Source organism: Staphylococcus casei (assembly GCF_030294405.1).
Lineage (GTDB): Bacteria > Bacillota > Bacilli > Staphylococcales > Staphylococcaceae > Staphylococcus > Staphylococcus succinus.
Genome location: NZ_CP125718.1, coordinates 812,025 through 828,835, shown reverse-complemented (window position 1 = coordinate 828,835; position 16,811 = coordinate 812,025). Strand labels below are relative to the sequence as shown.

16 protein-coding genes are annotated in these 16,811 nt (G+C 32.3%); 2 read left to right on the top strand and 14 right to left on the bottom strand.

What is annotated here, in order from left to right:
• Positions 1–38 precede the first annotated feature (38 nt).
• From QMO72_RS03785 to QMO72_RS03755, 7 genes are all read right to left on the bottom strand, one after another.
• The gene (locus QMO72_RS03785) at positions 39–1,103 is read right to left on the bottom strand and encodes an Mrp/NBP35 family ATP-binding protein (RefSeq protein ID WP_103267829.1); all 1,065 of its coding nucleotides are present in this window, start codon (positions 1,101–1,103) and stop codon (positions 39–41) included.
• Positions 1,104–1,264: 161 nt separating this feature from the next.
• Positions 1,265–2,710, bottom strand: coding sequence for an MDR family MFS transporter (locus QMO72_RS03780; RefSeq protein WP_103267828.1), 1,446 nt, complete (start codon positions 2,708–2,710; stop codon positions 1,265–1,267).
• Positions 2,711–2,790: 80 nt separating this feature from the next.
• The gene (locus QMO72_RS03775) at positions 2,791–3,246 is read right to left on the bottom strand and encodes a SepA family multidrug efflux transporter (protein WP_103267827.1); all 456 of its coding nucleotides are present in this window, start codon (positions 3,244–3,246) and stop codon (positions 2,791–2,793) included.
• A gap of 222 nt (positions 3,247–3,468) precedes the next feature.
• Positions 3,469–4,812, bottom strand: a complete 1,344-nt coding sequence (gene sdrM, locus QMO72_RS03770; protein WP_103267826.1) for a multidrug efflux MFS transporter SdrM — start codon at positions 4,810–4,812, stop codon at positions 3,469–3,471.
• A gap of 187 nt (positions 4,813–4,999) precedes the next feature.
• Positions 5,000–5,686 (bottom strand): PAQR family membrane homeostasis protein TrhA, encoded by a 687-nt coding sequence (gene trhA, locus QMO72_RS03765; RefSeq protein WP_103267825.1) that lies wholly within the window; start codon positions 5,684–5,686, stop codon positions 5,000–5,002.
• 18 nt (positions 5,687–5,704) lie between these two features.
• A complete protein-coding gene (locus QMO72_RS03760) occupies positions 5,705–6,892 on the bottom strand; it encodes a UTP--glucose-1-phosphate uridylyltransferase (RefSeq protein WP_103267824.1) in 1,188 nt (395 codons plus the stop codon).
• A 114-nt stretch (positions 6,893–7,006) separates the two neighbouring features.
• Complete coding sequence (locus QMO72_RS03755; protein ID WP_069822764.1) at positions 7,007–7,510, bottom strand: metal-dependent hydrolase; 504 nt, start codon at positions 7,508–7,510, stop codon at positions 7,007–7,009.
• A 176-nt stretch (positions 7,511–7,686) separates the two neighbouring features.
• Here QMO72_RS03755 and QMO72_RS03750 point away from each other — a divergent pair, with 176 nt between their 5' ends.
• The gene (locus tag QMO72_RS03750) at positions 7,687–7,947 is read left to right on the top strand and encodes a SunI/YnzG family protein (protein ID WP_046835628.1); all 261 of its coding nucleotides are present in this window, start codon (positions 7,687–7,689) and stop codon (positions 7,945–7,947) included.
• Positions 7,948–8,117: 170 nt separating this feature from the next.
• Here the strand turns inward: QMO72_RS03750 and QMO72_RS03745 are convergent, their stop codons facing one another.
• A complete protein-coding gene (locus QMO72_RS03745) occupies positions 8,118–9,443 on the bottom strand; it encodes an APC family permease (RefSeq protein ID WP_103267823.1) in 1,326 nt (441 codons plus the stop codon).
• 1 nt (position 9,444) lies between these two features.
• Positions 9,445–10,245: a carbon-nitrogen hydrolase family protein gene (locus QMO72_RS03740; protein ID WP_103267822.1), complete on the bottom strand. Its 801-nt coding sequence runs from the start codon at positions 10,243–10,245 to the stop codon at positions 9,445–9,447.
• 388 nt (positions 10,246–10,633) lie between these two features.
• On the opposite strand from QMO72_RS03740, the gene QMO72_RS03735 reads away from it, so the two are divergent.
• Entirely contained in the window at positions 10,634–10,948 is a 315-nt protein-coding gene (locus QMO72_RS03735; protein ID WP_046835630.1) for a heme oxygenase, read from the top strand.
• A gap of 119 nt (positions 10,949–11,067) precedes the next feature.
• On the opposite strand, the gene QMO72_RS03730 is transcribed toward QMO72_RS03735, so the two are convergent.
• The 5 genes from QMO72_RS03730 to QMO72_RS03710 form a co-directional block, all read right to left on the bottom strand.
• On the bottom strand, positions 11,068–12,441 hold the full coding sequence (locus QMO72_RS03730; RefSeq protein ID WP_103266482.1) for a YjiH family protein: 1,374 nt from the start codon (positions 12,439–12,441) through the stop codon (positions 11,068–11,070).
• A 200-nt stretch (positions 12,442–12,641) separates the two neighbouring features.
• Positions 12,642–13,604, bottom strand: coding sequence for a FecCD family ABC transporter permease (locus QMO72_RS03725; RefSeq protein WP_103266480.1), 963 nt, complete (start codon positions 13,602–13,604; stop codon positions 12,642–12,644).
• A complete protein-coding gene (locus tag QMO72_RS03720; RefSeq protein ID WP_103266479.1) occupies positions 13,601–14,635 on the bottom strand; it encodes a FecCD family ABC transporter permease in 1,035 nt (344 codons plus the stop codon). Before QMO72_RS03720 ends, QMO72_RS03725 begins: the two co-directional genes overlap by 4 nt.
• 12 nt (positions 14,636–14,647) lie before the next feature.
• On the bottom strand, positions 14,648–15,658 hold the full coding sequence (locus QMO72_RS03715) for an ABC transporter substrate-binding protein (RefSeq protein ID WP_069822770.1): 1,011 nt from the start codon (positions 15,656–15,658) through the stop codon (positions 14,648–14,650).
• 90 nt (positions 15,659–15,748) lie between these two features.
• Positions 15,749–16,810, bottom strand: coding sequence for an alanine/ornithine racemase family PLP-dependent enzyme (locus QMO72_RS03710; protein WP_103266478.1), 1,062 nt, complete (start codon positions 16,808–16,810; stop codon positions 15,749–15,751).
• Between the last annotated feature and the right edge of the window lies 1 nt (position 16,811).

Genomic DNA, 16,811 nt, shown 5'->3' with positions numbered 1-16,811 from the left:
AGAAATTAAATTAATTTCTCTTCACGTAATAAATAGCTCTATTTTGTAGTCTTATCTATGATCTTTTGTGCCATAGATTGATATATTTCACCAAGTCTATCGTCAGCTTGATAAATTGAAGGTGCAAAATCTTTAGGATTCCATGATGGTTGCTCTAATGGTAGCTGACCTAACAAGTCTGTTTGTAGCTCTTCTGCTAATTTTTCTCCGCCACCTGTTCCAAAAACATATTCCTTATTCCCTGTTTCTTTACTTTGAAAATAAGACATATTTTCAATCACACCTAAAATAGAATGTTCTGTATGTTTAGCCATTGCACCAGCTCTTGCTGCTACAAATGCTGCTGTAGGATGTGGCGTAGTTACAATAATCTCTTTACTTGAGGGCAACATTGTATGTACATCTAGCGCGACATCCCCCGTGCCTGGAGGTAAATCTAAAATCAAATAATCTAATTCTCCCCATTTTACTTCAGTAAAGAAGTTAGTGAGCATTTTCCCCAACATTGGCCCTCTCCATATTACTGGCGCATTCTCTTCAACAAAGAATGCCATTGAAATCACTTTTACACCATAGCGTTCTACAGGTATGATTTCTTTACCTTGTACACCTGGCTTCTCATCAATACCCATCATATCTGGGACACTAAACCCGTAAATATCTGCATCTACTAAACCAACTTTTTTACCTTCTCTAGCTAATGATACTGCTAAGTTAACTGCGACAGTTGATTTACCGACGCCACCTTTACCAGACGCAATCGCTATAAATTCAACAGGATTATCTTTGGACAATAAACCTTCGATAGTTTGTGGTTGATCATCGCTTGAGCCCCTATAAGCTTCAACCTTTTCAGCTGGCAATTCTTCAAATCTAATTCCTACAGTGTTTGCTCCATTTTCTTTTAATGCCTCTACGATAGCCATTTGTAAATTTAATTGTGGCTGTCCACCTAATTGAGCCATAGCGACTTTAACACTTACGTGCTCAATTTCTTCTTTAATAGTAACATCTACTATTCCGTCTGTTTCCTTCAATGGTACATCTATTATTGGATCTTTTAATTCACCAATAAGTGCTTTAACTTCCTCTATCGTTAACACAAAGCGTCCCCCTTAAAATTAAAACAATTATGATATATATTCTAACAAACAAAACCTATGTTTGCTTTAAATAGTTAATATTAAGTATAAATTGAATTTGTATAATAAAAAAGAAGTTAGCTCAATATTATCTCAGTATTGAGCTAACTTCTTAATAATAACTATACCTCTCGTGTATTTACGGATGGATTCTCTTCTTTTTCTTTAATAAAGAAAGCTAAAATAAATCCAATAATAACCAATACACTCACTACGGCAAATGATAAATCTACACCAGCAGCAACAGCTTCTCTGTGTATTAAACTTTTACTTTCATTTGGAAAGGGTTTGGGCGCTAAGTTTTTAGCTCCAATAGACATAATTGTAACCATTAGCGCTGTACCTAATGAGCCAGCGGTCACTCTCCCAAAGTTACTAATTGCTGTACCATGTGATATATCTTTATTTTGTAACGAATTAATACCAGCAGTATTTAAAGGCATCATTAGCAGTGAAACAGAGAACATTCTCAATGCATAAACAATAATTAAATATGTGTAAGAGGTATCTGCTTTTAAGAAACATAACATAATTGTAAAAATAGTTAATAGAAAGAATCCAGTAAGTACAAGTGGTCTTGCGCCGTATTTATCATAGAACTTTCCTGTATAAATAGACATTACACCATTGATTATAGCGCCTGGCATTATAACCAAGCCAGATAATAACGCAGAAAGACCTAAAGCATTTTGAACATATAACGGTATCAATAATGCAGGACCAACCATCGCCATCATTACTATCATTGAAGTAACCGTAGTTAATGTAAAAACTTTATTTTTAAATACTGCTAAATTTAATAAAGGATTTGTAACATTAAATTGTCTTCTAATAAAAGCACTAATGATAAACAAACTTATAATGAGTGAAATAATCACAACTGGACTACTAAATCCTAAATTACCAGCACTACTGAAAGCATATAACATCATGCCGAACCCTAAAGTAGAATAAACAACTGATCGTTTATCTAATTTGGTATCCTTGGTTTCATTATAACTTCTAAGGAATATCGCACCGAATATAAAGCCAATCAGCGCAACACCTACAACAATTACAAAAGGCATTCTCCAACTTGTGGTATCAACAATTAAACCTGACAACGTTGGTCCAATCGCTGGAGCAAATTGAATTACTAACCCTGCTAAACCCATAGCAAAACCGCGTTCATCTTTTGGGAAAAGCATAAACAATGTAAATTGCATCAGCGGCATAATCACACCGGCACCGATAGCTTGTATAACACGCGCTAACATTAACACTTCAAACGTTGGTGCAATGGCTGCAACTATAGAACCCACTAAAAATATGCCCATTGCCATTAAGAATAGAGGTCTCGTTTTAATTCTATCCATAAAATAGGCAGTGAGCGGAATCATTACACCATTAACTAACATAAATCCTGTTACTAACCATTGGGAAGTGTTTTCAGTAATATTCAAACCCTTCATAATATGAGGCAAAGCTGTATTCAATAATGTTTGATTTAATATTGCGACAAATGCGCTGACGATCATTACTGCAACAATCATATTTCTTTGAGATTTAGATAAATTTACGTTTGTCATAAATTCACACCTTTGCTTTTATTCTCAATTTCATACTCAATCAAAATTCGTTAGAGAAGCACACTTTGTACTCACGAATTTTATCTCTTTTGATTTAAATCTTCGCTTTCTGGATAAAATATTTCTTTACATACAAATAAGATTCCCATAATTAAAACTATGACCCAAAAATCAATGTTGATATACGTATAATGAATATGAACAATAAAATAAAAAAGTAAGGTAGTTACAGTAAAAGTAATTAAATGGTAAGTTGCTCCTTTAAAATAAGGACTTTCCGGTATTTTTTTTCTAAAATAGTCCATTAGATTTTCAATAGTAAATAAAGTGAAATATCCAAGCACAATGTAACTACCGTAATAAACTAAATTATCATAAAAACTTTTATTATAACCAAAATAAGCAAGATGTAAGTATATAAGAATTCTACTTAATCCATATAGCCCAAAACCTAAAAAGGCTAAGAAAATAGCGCCTGAAACGATAAATACAGAAAGTACAATAAGCGTTGTAAATAAGTACCTAATATATTTCATTGCTTACTGTCCTCCCCTTAAACTTAACTTCAATTCGTTCATTTTGTAATCGTTGACTTCACATTTAAATTACGATTTCAAGTTATAATAAAATTATAATAGCAATTTATATATTACCATTATAACAACTCACTACCAAATACAAATAAACAACTCTAAAATTAACATTTTCTTAATAATAAAATCGCTTACTATATTAAGCGATGTTTGTATAACGCGATACTACACTTTTAGCGTATGCGCCTGTTGTCTATAGAAGCAAATCCACATAATCATTAATATGATTAAGATAATAAGGGTAAGTAAGATAATATTGTGTATGTGGTGATTGATAAATGTAAAAGATAATGCATATGTGTAACCCATAATAGTAGCACCTATAGAATTTCCTAAGCTTTTTGTTAATGTATAAAGAGACATCATCCGCTTCATATTTTCTGGTGCAGTTTCTTCTTGAGTAATAACACTATCTTTTGTATACACCGTACCAAAGCTCACACCTGCAAGCAATAAACTAAAACCAATAAATACTGGAGAGCTTGTGCCTACAAAAACTAAGATGCCACAAGCCATTAAAAGCGTAAAAGCGAATATATATAATCCTTTTCGACTCATTTTTACTTCTATTTTATCTAATGAAAAATTCAAGGCCAACCATGCTAAAGAAATTGGAAAAATGACAAAACCACTTTGCAAAGGAGAAAGACCTAAATCTTCTTGTAAGTAGACTGGCATGTACAAATTATAGCCCATAAGCATTATCGCATAGGCAAAATCAGTTATAAATATTAAAATTATGGTTTTATTAAACTCTTCTACTGGTACAAACGGCATTTTAATACCTTTTTCATTTTTATACAAAATATAAGCAACTAGACAGGCTATCATAATAGCTATTAAATTTAAATATATTGCAGATTTATTCATGACTGCAAACATTAAAAAGAATACAAAGATATAGAATAACGTTAATCCTTTAATATCTAATTTGCTTTTTACTTTTGTAGCCTCTTGTTCAAAATGAAATGTACTGACGACTAATATCATCGCTAAAATTGCGATAGGTATGTTTACAAAGAATAACCAATGCCAAGAAGCTAATTCTAAAATACCACCACCTAAAACCGGACCAATAATACTCGATATTCCCCACACACTTCCAACAATGCCCATAATTTTATAACGTAATGGGATTTCAAAAGCTAATTTAGGTACAATTTGACTAAGCGCCATCATAACGCCCGCACCTAAACCTTGAATAAAACGAGAGATTATCAGTATTACAAATGTACTACTTAATCCCGAAAGTAAACTTCCGATACTAAATAGCATTAAACCTACAAGTGTTATGTATATAATTTTTGTTCGATCTAAAAGTTCACCTACTATAGGATTAGCAATAACGATAGCAATAAAATATACAGCAAAAACCAATGAAATTGATGTACCGACATTTAAATCAGCTTTTATCGTTGGTACTGCTAATGAAACAATAGATGTTTCTATTGCAGACATAAACATGATTAAAATCAGAGCTACTACGATGCTAAACGATTTAATATTCATAATTAACCTCCAATTATCCTTATTTCTACTAATTAGACAACACTTATTATTCCTTAAATTTTTATAAATTCAATACAATTTTACAAAAATAAGTCTATTGGCCTATAAACGTTTATTAAAAAAAGTATCTACACATAACATGTAGATACTTATCATCATTTATATTTGAAAACATTTAGTCTTACAGTTACATAAAATACATAATAGCTATAAAATGAAATACTGATGCAGCTACTATGAAGAAATGCCATATCATATGAAAATACGGTCGATCTTTTTGAGCATAAAACCATGCGCCGACAGTATAGGCAATACCACCAAACAATATAAATAACATAAATGTTACTGAGGTTTCATGAATAATTGTTGGTAAAAATAGTACTCCTATCCACCCCATAATAAGATACATTGCTAAACTTAATTTATGACTGACATGATTTGCTAACGATTTATAAAGGATACCCCAAATCGTTATCCCCCAAAGTACAGCCATTGCCGTCCAACCTAACCAGCCACCAACTAAAATCAGACATATTGGTGTATATGTTCCAGCAATTGCGATATATATCATACTATGATCAATAATTCTAAGGATAAACTTATGTGATGAATCGTTAGCCATAGCATGATACACCGTTGAAGATATAAACATCAAGAATATACTAATCACGTATACCGAAACACTGAATGAACCTAATACTCCATTTGTTAAGTAACTTTGAATCGCTGCATATGGTAATGCGACCAATGCTAGAAACGCAGCTACACCATGAGAAACAGCATTTCCTATTTCTTCCCCAAACGTTAAAGGCATAATATTTTTAAATGTTTTTACAGCTTGCTTATTATTATCAGCTTCTACTGAATTAGCCATAAGTGTAACCACCCTCTATTAAATCATGTTCATGCGTTTCAAATCAGCAGTAGCTGTTTCAACGCTATCGTTACCTTCTTTGTTCTTTAATGGAGAAAATTCCTCTTCTCTTGGTACTTGCAATGTAATAAAGCTATTAGCATATCGGAATATATCAAAATAGAACAATTCAAATTTAAGTGTTGGTTGCTCTATTACACCAAAGTCTTCATCTAACTGTTTTAAATGCTTTACAGCCAAATGATATGGTAATTCATTATCTACAACATTATTTATGAATAAAAGTTTAAATGAATGTATACCGATATTGGCATTATTAAATTCATTAGCCACTTCCGCGTCTAACTCAGAATATTCATATACAGTATCTTTTTGTTGAACGTTAACTAATCGTCCAACACTTTCACCATCTTTAGGTTTAATAGACTTTGTAGTAATATCCATACTCTTTTGGAAAGTATAACCTGCAAATAATGGGTCTAGTACTTTAACCAATACATTGTCAATATTATTCAAGAAAATATACTCCACACCATTTCCAGTCATTTCATCTAAATAACCAGACTTTTTAAGTGATTTAAATACGCCACCGTTACCGTTAGGTGTTTCTAATATATTGCCATCAACATCTAATATTAATTTACCTTCTTCAGATAAAGCAACAATATTTTCTTGTTTAAAAAAGTGAACATGGTCTGAATCATAGCCAAAGTAATTTTGATCTTCAAAATATAATTGTGTCTCTCTATCATTAACTTTACTCGTCATGATATACCAATCTACAAAAACACCCGTTCGTTCTTTCAATGCCAATAATTGTCTGGCTTGAATTTCAAATAGACTTACACCTTCAATTTCAAATGACCCTTTTGGCCCTTTAAAACCCAAACGTGTACCTTGACCACCAGCCATTAACAACACAGCAAACTTACCTTTTTTAATTGCTTCATAGCCTACTTTTTCGTATTGTTCAATCTCTTCATCAGAGAATTTCTCTTTAATATCATATTTTACTTCACTTACCGAAGAAACATCATCAATAACTTTTTTATTCACGTACAAATCTTCGTATAAATCTTGAATATTAGATAAGTTTAATGAGTCGACTTTGGTAGCTAGTTGTTCTTTCTCGTTATTACTCATTAATTTTTCAAATTCAATTAAATGTTCTTGATTAAACTTTTCTAACCCTTTCTTGTCTAGCATATTTTCTCTCCTTAATATTCCAAGATTATATAAAAATAAAATCTTATTTTTGTCCCTAACATATAATTTCACTTTATGTACTTTATATTATTATATATCTATGTACAACTATTATCATAGCCATTTCGAAATTAGCTCATTAAAAAATGGTTGAAAAAGCACATATAATGCACCAAAAGTTAATGCGCTCGCTAATGACACATCAACGAGGCCACCAGTTTTAAATACCAAAGGGAACCTTACACTTATCGGGATAGGATAAAATAATTTAACGCCCCTAGGAGTTAACATATCTAGTATAACATGTGAAAGCAAACCAAATATAATAGTTACTAAATAATATATCGGAGATTGTATAAAATATAGTAATCCTGTAATGATGGCCATAAATAATATCGAATGGGTAAATGTCCTATGCCCAAATAGTTTTCTAACTATAAAACTTATGAGTTTAAATCTTCTTCCTATCTTACTTTGTGCGTGACAAATATCAGGTAATAAACTTGAAATAACTGCCAGCGTTATAACTGTAATTGATGTAAATAAATCTGTTTGAAAGTATTCTATAGTTAATGCGCCTACTAATAAACCGCATGATGCGTGGGTTTTACCTGTCATTTTCACTTCTCCTTATCGGATTTTATTTTACCATATCCATATAGTAAATGCGAACATACTTTCGTAGAAAATTACATGAGTATAACCTATTCAAAAAAAGTATCACACAATGGTTGAAAACGATTTCAAAATATTGTATGATATAGCTATAAATTACTTAAAGGATGTGTTCAGATATGGCAATGACAGTTAAAAAAGATAATAATGAAGTGAGAATTCAATGGAGAGTTGCAGATATCAAGATACCAACAAGTGATATTAAAAATATCTCACAAGATCAAAATATCCATGAAGTTCCTAAAGTAGATAGAGATAAAGTTTCACGTATTGGTTCTACTTTTGGTAAAACAAATCGTGTTATTATTGATACTAATGACCATGAATACATTATTTACACTCAGAACGACCAAAAAGTATACAATGAAGTAACGAAATAATAACGATTCACAATCTTTTAAAATATATAATATAAAATGAACAGACGACACTTCTTATTCAAAAGCATGTCGTCTGTTTTTTCTCTTTTAAAAAAATCATGAATAAGTTTTTAAATTACTCATGGTTTTCTAAAGTTAAGCTATTTTCATTCTAGTTCCTACCATCCCGATTATATTGCAAGACTCGGTGGTAATTTTGAAAAACACTTTGTCAAATACATTAAATATAAGAATCCAAGGCATGTCCAAACGCCACCTAATATCAGCGCATGTTTATCCAAACTGATAAATAGACTTACATCTAATATCACACCAATAACTGGTACGAGTAAATAGGGTATCCACTTTAATCCTTTTCTTTTCTCTAGTTTTATAAAATAATAGGCAATAACGGAGATATTTACAAATGCGAAAGATATAAATGCTCCGAAATTAATAAATGATGTAGATGTGCTTATACTCATAAATACCCCTACAATACCAACAACCCCAATAAATAATAAATTAAATATAGGCGTTTGACTTCTTTTTTCTATAAAACCAAATATTTGTTTATTTAAAACGCCATCTCTCCCCATCGCATAAAGTAAACGCGCACCGCTCGTTTGAGCAGACAAACCCGATGCTAATTGTGCTAATACTAAACCACTTAAAAATAAAGCAGATAAAAAATTACCGCCTACAATTTTAGCAATTTCAAATGCAGCAGATTCAGTATTGTGTATAGCATTAAAATTAGGGATCGTTATTGATAATACATATGCAACTAAAACAAATAAGAATCCGCCAATAATCGTAATTAACATTATCGCTTTTGGTATCGTTTTTCTAGGGTTATTCGTTTCTTCAGCAAGCGTAGTGACCGCGTCAAATCCCAAAAATGAATAACATGCTATTGCAGCACCAGCTAGAATAGGCGATATAGGATTACCTTTCAAAGACAGGATATGTTTACTAACTAAATGACCTTCTCCCATACCATGTACAACACTCCATATACATAAAACAACAAATATGACAATTACTAATAATTGGAAAATCATTATAAGTAAATTCATCGATGTAGTCGTATTTATCCCTATAATATTAACTAAGGTTGTAACTACTATAAAAATGATAATCCACGCCCAACTAGGAATCATCGGAAATGCGGTCGTTAGATATTCTGCTCCTATTAGCCAAATCACTAAAGGTAAAAACAGATAGTCTAAGAGAATCGTCCAACCAACCATAAATCCTAATGATGGATGTAAACTTTTACTTACAAATGTATACGCTGATCCTGCAGATGGAAATGCTTTAGCCATTTGTCCATAACTATATGCTGTAAATAACATTGCAATCATAGCAAATAAATAAGCATAAGGTACAAAACCATTTGTCGTTTCGTATAAAGTACCATACGTACCAAATACTATCATTGGCGCCATATATGCTAAACCAAACATAATAACTTGATATAAAGAGAGTGATTGCTTTAATTTACCTTGTTCCATACTACGCATCCTCCCCCATGGCATGACTCAATTGATGATATATCGTAGGAAGAATCTGTTTCGTATATTCAAGTTGTGGATCTCTTTCAATCTGTATACTTATATCTACATATTTCGTTGAAATACCTTTTTCAATATATAATTGAAAATCACCATTGTGATCAACGACTGCACTATGACCAAAAAACTGATGCGGGTCATTCATGCCATATTGATTGGCAATTGCTATTGGAAGTTCATTTTCTAATGCTCTACTTGCAATATAAACATTTTGATGTTTTTCATAAGGTGTCATATTTGCTGTTGAAATTAAAATCATTTCGGCACCTTTTAATTTTAATAATCTCGCGACTTCTGGAAATTCTAGATCATAGCATATCATCATTCCGATATAGCCAAACTGAGTCTTTAGAATTGGAAAATCTTTACCCCTTGTAAATAATTCCTGCTCATTCGCAAATAAATGTGTTTTTCTATATTTTCCTAACACTTCTCCATTTTCATCAATATACATTGCCGTAATATAAAATTGATGTTCATCCACTTCTGGAAAGGAAATCATTGTTTCAATTTTATAATCATTACATGTTTTTTTAATCTGCGCTAACGTCCTTGAATATTCTGTAATTGCCACCTTGTCTAATAATTCATGTGATTGTACATAGCCTGAAATAGAAAGTTCAGGAAATAATACCAATTGCGAACTTCTTGTACTCTCTTCAGCTAACGTATTACAAATATATTCTATATTTGCTTTCAAATCGCCTAATACTGGCTCCATTTGTGCTATTGAAATCCTCATATAACATTTCCCCTTTGTTTAAAAAGTAAATTAAGCAAAAGTGCTAGCACATTTCATCAAACTAAACATGCTTCTTTATCGCGTACAAGCGCACACTCAGACGATGCTTAATTTAATTATCTGAATTTTACTATAATTCTGGATAGTTTAGAAAGCACCAGTTTTGTAATTTCAAAGGTACCAGATGCTATTTTATATTTAGGTACTCGCACTCTAGCTATGCTTATTCGAATCCACTATTCCAAATCTTACATAAGCATTAACACAATTTATTAAGCATACATATAACTCAACTATTTTTAAGATGTTACACGAGAGTGTTATGAGTCTTTATCTATAGTAAATAATGCTATAATAACCATATCATTAATGAAAGTAGGTGCACTTTATGTACGTTGTTACGAATAGAATAGAACTCAAAAAAGGGTTTGCCGAAAAAATGGCTCCTCACTTTACACAAGGTGGAAAGATTCAAGAATTAAAAGGTTTCAAAAAAATTGAAGTTTGGCAAGTAGATGAAGATTCTGATCACGACCAAATGTATGTCAATACCTGGTGGGAAACTCAAGAAGATTTCAACGCTTGGCTAAAAAGTGATGCCTTTAAAGAAGCACATAGCGGAAAATCAAAATCCGAAGAAGGCGAATCGCCTGTAATTGGAAATAAAGTAGTTAAAGCAAATGTTTTATCAACACTGAATTAGTCATGCTATAGCATTATTGTTTAAAATAGATAAAAAAGCACACGAGAAACCGATTAAATCGGTTTCTCGTGTGCTTTTATTTCGTCTTTCATTACATACTGAATCATAATACAGACACATTAATTAAAATATAAATGCGCCATCAATGCAATGATTGGTAATGAAATAATCGTTCTGATCAAGAAAATTACAAATAACTTAAACATGCTTACTGGAATTTTCGACCCTAATATAACGCCACCGACTTCTGATAAATATATTAATTGACTAATACTTAAGGCACCAACTACAAATAATGTAATATTATTACCCACGCCTTCAATTAAAATAGACGGTAAGAACATATCAGCAAACCCTATCAATACTGTCTCAGATGCCTGTGTAGCTTCAGGTATTTGTAATAACTCTAAGTATGGTACAAATGGTTTTCCTATAATCGCAAATAATGGTGTGTAATTAGCAACTATCGTAGCAATTGTACCGATACTCATAACAACTGGTAAAATCACAAACCACATATCAATTACCGTTTTAAAGCCTGATGTAAAAAAGGCTTTAACTCCTGGCGCTTTTATACCGGTTTCCGTTGCCATATCAAAACCATGTCCAAGTGCGGTTTTATTTTCAGGTAATTTTTCGGTACGTGTCTCTTCCGATACTTCTTTTGAATATTCATCCTCAATTGATTTCAATGGCCATATCCTTGGCAAAATTAAGGCACAAACTAAACATGAAATGATAACTGCTAAATAAAAGTAAAAGAAGTGTTTCTGCATGTGTACTGTATCAGCTACAACAATCGCAAATGTTATAGATACAACACTAAAAGTTGTGGCAATAACAGTGGCCTCTCGTCGTGAGTAAAAGCCCTCTTCATATTGACGGCTTGTGATTAAAACACCCACTGTGCCATCACCGATAAATGACGCTAAATTATCTACAGTTGAACGACCCGGCAATGTAAACAATGGTCGCATAATTGGTCTAAACACTGGCCCTAGTAGCTCCAATAAACCATATTCCATTAATAAAGGCAAAAAGAGTGCTGCAAAGAAGAATACGGTCACCAAGGTTGGTAATAGACTATCAAAGACTAGACCACCTGTATCTTCCGAATAAATCACTTTTGTACCTATCTTTAAATACGTCATCCACACAAATACTACTGCTAATACTCTCAAAATTAACCAAACAATTTTGACGTTAAATGCATTATATAAAAGTCCATCTGGATTTAATTTATTCTTTAATACTGTCGTGCATAGAATCGATAAGATACCAGATATTGTTACAATAGCAACAATGATAATCGGCATGGCATTACCGAGTAAGTCCTTTAATACTCCCGCTAAAAATGCTACAGGTAAAGTGGTTTGTTTTTCACCATCTTGTGTCACAGAAATAGGTATCAAAAATAAAATAATACCAATTAACGACATGATGATGAATTTAAGTCTCCCTCGCTTGATTTGCGATTTGCTATATTGATTCATTTCATTCACCCCTCAGGTGTCTATATTTTTATATAAACTAAAAAAACAACAGCAATAATTATAACCTATTATGTATAAATATGTAAATCTCTATTTTGTGTCAATTTTAATAATACTAAAAAAATTGACTCTAACTTAATTAGAGTCAATTCCACTTTATATGAAAGCGCTTACTATTTCAATGTTTTATATTTTTTTCTCTATATTTTTCTTAATAAGAATAAAAAGTATGGCACACCTACGATAGCTACAACAACACCTACCGGTATATCAATAGGTGGATGAATTCCTTTCGCTAAACAATCACTAATTGTCAGTAATAAGGCGCCAATTAAACCCGACATTATCGTAATGTGTATATGTTTATGACCAACGATACGTCTAGCAATGTGTGGTGCAATTAATCCTAAAAAGCTCAATCCGCCAACTACTGAAATAGAAGCTCCAGCTAAGATAACTGCTAAAAACAATAATATCATTTTCACTTTTTTTACCTTTGAGCCTAATGCAGTAGCAACCTCATCACCAAGTGTTAAAATATCTAACTGATGACAATAATAGAATATAAGAGGTAGTGCAATAACAAACCATGGTAATATTACCCATACATTGGACATATTATGACCATACAGACTTCCTGTCAGCCACACCAATGCTGTATTGGCGTCTAAGGGATTTCTAATTAATAAGTATTGTACAATTGCTGTACAAATTGCACCAATAGCTAAACCGATTAAAGCTAATTTTGAACCTTTTACATTAAATTTTGATATAAGTAACGTTAAAATTAAACTGATACATAGTGCACCTGCAAAAGATCCGAAGGGCAAAACAAATAATGGCGCTGACGGAAATAACATAATAATTGTAACCGCTGATAAACTCGCACCTTTTGTTATACCAATTACATCAGGTGATGCGAGTGCATTTCTTACCACACCTTGTATTAACGCCCCAGAGATAGCTAAACTACTACCTACAATCAATGCAAGCCACATTCTAGGTAGACGATACTCATTTAATATAAAATTATCTTGCGAAAATACGCTTTTAATTGCCTCAATTGGGTTTATAAATACTGCACCTACCGATAATGTTGCAATAGATGAAAGAATAAGCAAAATAATAACAATACTATATCGAAACATCAGTCGTCTACTCATTGTCGATCCACTCCTTTAACCGTAATAGCTAGGAAGTAAAGTGCACCTATAAAGGATGTAACAATACCTACTGGCGATTCAAACGGAAATGCAATTAAACGACTCAATACATCCGACAATAGTAATAAGTCTGCACCTATAATCATTGTTAATGGGACCATTAACTTATAATCTGTACGTATATAATGTTTGACGATATGAGGTACAATCAATCCTACAAAACCTATCGGGCCAGCAATAGAGACTGAAGCCCCTGCCAAAACGATAACGAGTAATCCCGTTGTGATTCTAATTACTTTTACATTTTGTCCTAATGCTTTAGCGAGGTCTTCTCCCAACTCCATGATCGTTAACTGTCTAGATATAATAATTGTGCCAATAAACGCCATGACTAGCCAAGGCAATATCCCCATAATTTGTGCCCATTTTATTGTAGACAGTGAACCTACAAGCCAGAACATTACTGTCGATGTTGCATCTTCATTTAGTAATATAATTCCTTGTGTCAAGCTAGAGAAAAATAAATGAATTGCCATACCGGCAAGCGCTAATTTAACTGGTGTCATACCTCTCGTAGAACCAGATAACATGTATACAGTTAACCCACCTATAAATGCTCCAATAAATGCTAATATCGTTGAATAAGCTGTCAGAGCAGGCACAACCATTGTAATAAATACAATCACAAAAGAAGCCCCTGAATTTACACCAAAAATTTGTGGTGATGCTAAGGGGTTTCTAGTCATTGCCTGCATAAGTAAACCTGCCAAGCCTAGTGCTGCACCTATAAGTAGCCCTGCTACCATTCTCGGCATACGCACATTATGTATTAAAAAAGTTTGTTTCGTATCTATATGGCTCCAAAAATAATCTTTAAAATCTTGTATCGCAATATGCGATGAACCAACACTTAAATTGAAATATATAATGACAAAAAGCGCACATACACTCACAAAAAATGTGAGTGCTGTGCGTGTTTGCATTTTATTATCATTTGTATTGGTTTGACTAATGCGTTTTGATTTAGTCATCTACCATTCACCTTACTTTTGTTGTTTATCATTTTGCTTTTGTTTAGAAATTTCAACAAGTTCTTTAGCAATTTCTTCAGAAGAAATGATACCACGTGCACGTGCCCATGTATTTCTATCCACTACAGAAACGCGATCATTCTTAACTGCATCCAAATCATTCCAAACTGGATCTTTTTCTTGATTTTTTAGGTTTGGATCGTTTTTCCCTTCGTCAGCCATGATAAACATGCGTCCTGGATTAATATCTGAAAGTACTTCAGAATTTAATTGAAGGTAAGGTCCTTTTAGATATTTAGATAGATGATCTGTTTTCGTTTTATTTAATGCGTTTTTGAACCCTAGTTCTTTTAAAAGCTCTCCAACATATGTGTTATCTGGATGCGCTAATAATCCAGATTTAGAAATTACAGCTGGTAAAACAGCTTCAGATTTATCCATTGTAATTTCTTTACTATATTTATCCATTAATTTATTATGTTCTTTTAATCTTTCTTTACCTTTATCTTCTTTTCCTACTGCTTTAGCAATAGTTTTAAAGGCTTCTATATTATCTTTATAATCACTATCAAAACTTGGTAACATGATTGTTGGTGCAATTTTTTCCAAGTCTTTTTGTATACCTTTATGTCTATTCGTATCTGCAATAATTAAATCTGGTTTTTGATTACTAATTTCTTCTAAGTTAGGTTGTTTACGCGCACCTACTGATTTATAGTCTCCAATGTCTTTACGAATAGGTTCTAAAATTCTGTTCTTATCACCATCATCAGCAACACCGACTGGTTTTACGCCGAGTGCAGCAAGTGCATCAACAAATGAAAATTCTAATGCTACTACACGTTTAGGATTTTTAGCAATCTTAGTTGTTCCTGTATCATGCTTAATCGTTATGTCGTCTTTTCCTGATTTATTCTTTTTTGATTGATCAGAATCATTGTTACTAACACTGCCACAAGCTGTTAGCAAAACGACTGTCAACGTTAACAACAAGATACCCATAATTTTATAGCTATGCTTCATCGTCTTCACTCCTTAAGTATGTATGATTACATACTTAATTCTATCGATAATAATTATCAATGTCAACATTATTTTTCTTCTAAATTCTATTTAATGTTTCTTTAATTTAGGTGTATTAAAATCGTACTTCACTTTTTGTACCGCTTCATCATAAACATAGGATTTAGCTAAATTAGGCATATACATACTTTGTGCTAACGCTTTATAACCTAAACTAAATTGTATTTTATCACCAACTTGATAATGGTCGTGATTTAATAAGTCTATCATAACGTGATCACTTGTAGCACCTAACACTTTAATATGATGATGCAAGGGTTTAATTTCTGAAACATCTGTATCTAAATTGCCTATATCAATGATAGCTTGCAAATAATGTTGTCCTGTAGTGATATTAACTCTGGGTTTAATTTCAACAATTTCAGTTTCTAAAATGATCGCATCTTGGAATAATGAAGCAATTGGCTGACTCGTAGTTGTTTCTACCCCTCTAAACAACGTTTCTCCAATTCTTAACTCGTTAATTTTTCCTAAATCGCTGTATAACATTTGAGGTAACATGCTTGAATTACCTCCAGAAATAACTCTAAAACGGATACCTGTTTCTAACTCCACAGAACTAACAAATTGATTCATCATATCTACATCTAAATCCGTAGGCACAATTGATTGAAAACACATAAAGTTAAATGATAGTCCAGCAATACTAATGTGATGCATGTTTAAAATTTCTTTAATATAGTCTACTACGTCATAAGTTAAAATACCTTCTCTAGCGTCTTTCCAATCTACCATGAGTAAAATTTGATGTTTCACTCGTTGTTGCTCAGCAATGTCATTGAGTTGGCGAATGGTCGACATTTCAGTTTGCATACTCATTTTAGTATAGCGTACAACATCTTCGAGTTCGTTTTGATTAGGTGTTCTTATCATTGTATATGTTAAATCTTTATCTAAACTCTTAGTAATATTATCAATTCTTGCATCGGCAAAATGGGTGATACCAATATTTTTCAAAGTATCTACGATTTGTTTGTCTCCTCCGACGCATTTAATCACTGGTGTAAATTGAATGTTGTGTTGATTGAATAATGCATATAACACTCTAGCGTTATATTGAATTTTAGATAGATTAATTTTTACTTTTGCCATA

What these genes read in the sequence shown, in the direction of transcription:
- QMO72_RS03780 (WP_103267828.1), bottom strand. Translation starts at nt 2,710, where the DNA reads ATGACAAACGTAAATTTATCTAAATCTCAAAGAAATATGATTGTTGCA.
- QMO72_RS03775 (WP_103267827.1), bottom strand. Translation starts at nt 3,246, where the DNA reads ATGAAATATATTAGGTACTTATTTACAACGCTTATTGTACTTTCTGTA.
- sdrM (WP_103267826.1), bottom strand. Translation starts at nt 4,812, where the DNA reads ATGAATATTAAATCGTTTAGCATCGTAGTAGCTCTGATTTTAATCATG.
- trhA (WP_103267825.1), bottom strand. Translation starts at nt 5,686, where the DNA reads ATGGCTAATTCAGTAGAAGCTGATAATAATAAGCAAGCTGTAAAAACA.
- QMO72_RS03760 (WP_103267824.1), bottom strand. Translation starts at nt 6,892, where the DNA reads ATGCTAGACAAGAAAGGGTTAGAAAAGTTTAATCAAGAACATTTAATT.
- QMO72_RS03755 (WP_069822764.1), bottom strand. Translation starts at nt 7,510, where the DNA reads ATGACAGGTAAAACCCACGCATCATGCGGTTTATTAGTAGGCGCATTA.
- QMO72_RS03750 (WP_046835628.1), top strand. Translation starts at nt 7,687, where the DNA reads ATGGCAATGACAGTTAAAAAAGATAATAATGAAGTGAGAATTCAATGG.
- QMO72_RS03745 (WP_103267823.1), bottom strand. Translation starts at nt 9,443, where the DNA reads ATGGAACAAGGTAAATTAAAGCAATCACTCTCTTTATATCAAGTTATT.
- QMO72_RS03740 (WP_103267822.1), bottom strand. Translation starts at nt 10,245, where the DNA reads ATGAGGATTTCAATAGCACAAATGGAGCCAGTATTAGGCGATTTGAAA.
- QMO72_RS03735 (WP_046835630.1), top strand. Translation starts at nt 10,634, where the DNA reads ATGTACGTTGTTACGAATAGAATAGAACTCAAAAAAGGGTTTGCCGAA.
- QMO72_RS03730 (WP_103266482.1), bottom strand. Translation starts at nt 12,441, where the DNA reads ATGAATCAATATAGCAAATCGCAAATCAAGCGAGGGAGACTTAAATTC.
- QMO72_RS03725 (WP_103266480.1), bottom strand. Translation starts at nt 13,604, where the DNA reads ATGAGTAGACGACTGATGTTTCGATATAGTATTGTTATTATTTTGCTT.
- QMO72_RS03720 (WP_103266479.1), bottom strand. Translation starts at nt 14,635, where the DNA reads ATGACTAAATCAAAACGCATTAGTCAAACCAATACAAATGATAATAAA.
- QMO72_RS03715 (WP_069822770.1), bottom strand. Translation starts at nt 15,658, where the DNA reads ATGAAGCATAGCTATAAAATTATGGGTATCTTGTTGTTAACGTTGACA.
- QMO72_RS03710 (WP_103266478.1), bottom strand. Translation starts at nt 16,810, where the DNA reads ATGGCAAAAGTAAAAATTAATCTATCTAAAATTCAATATAACGCTAGA.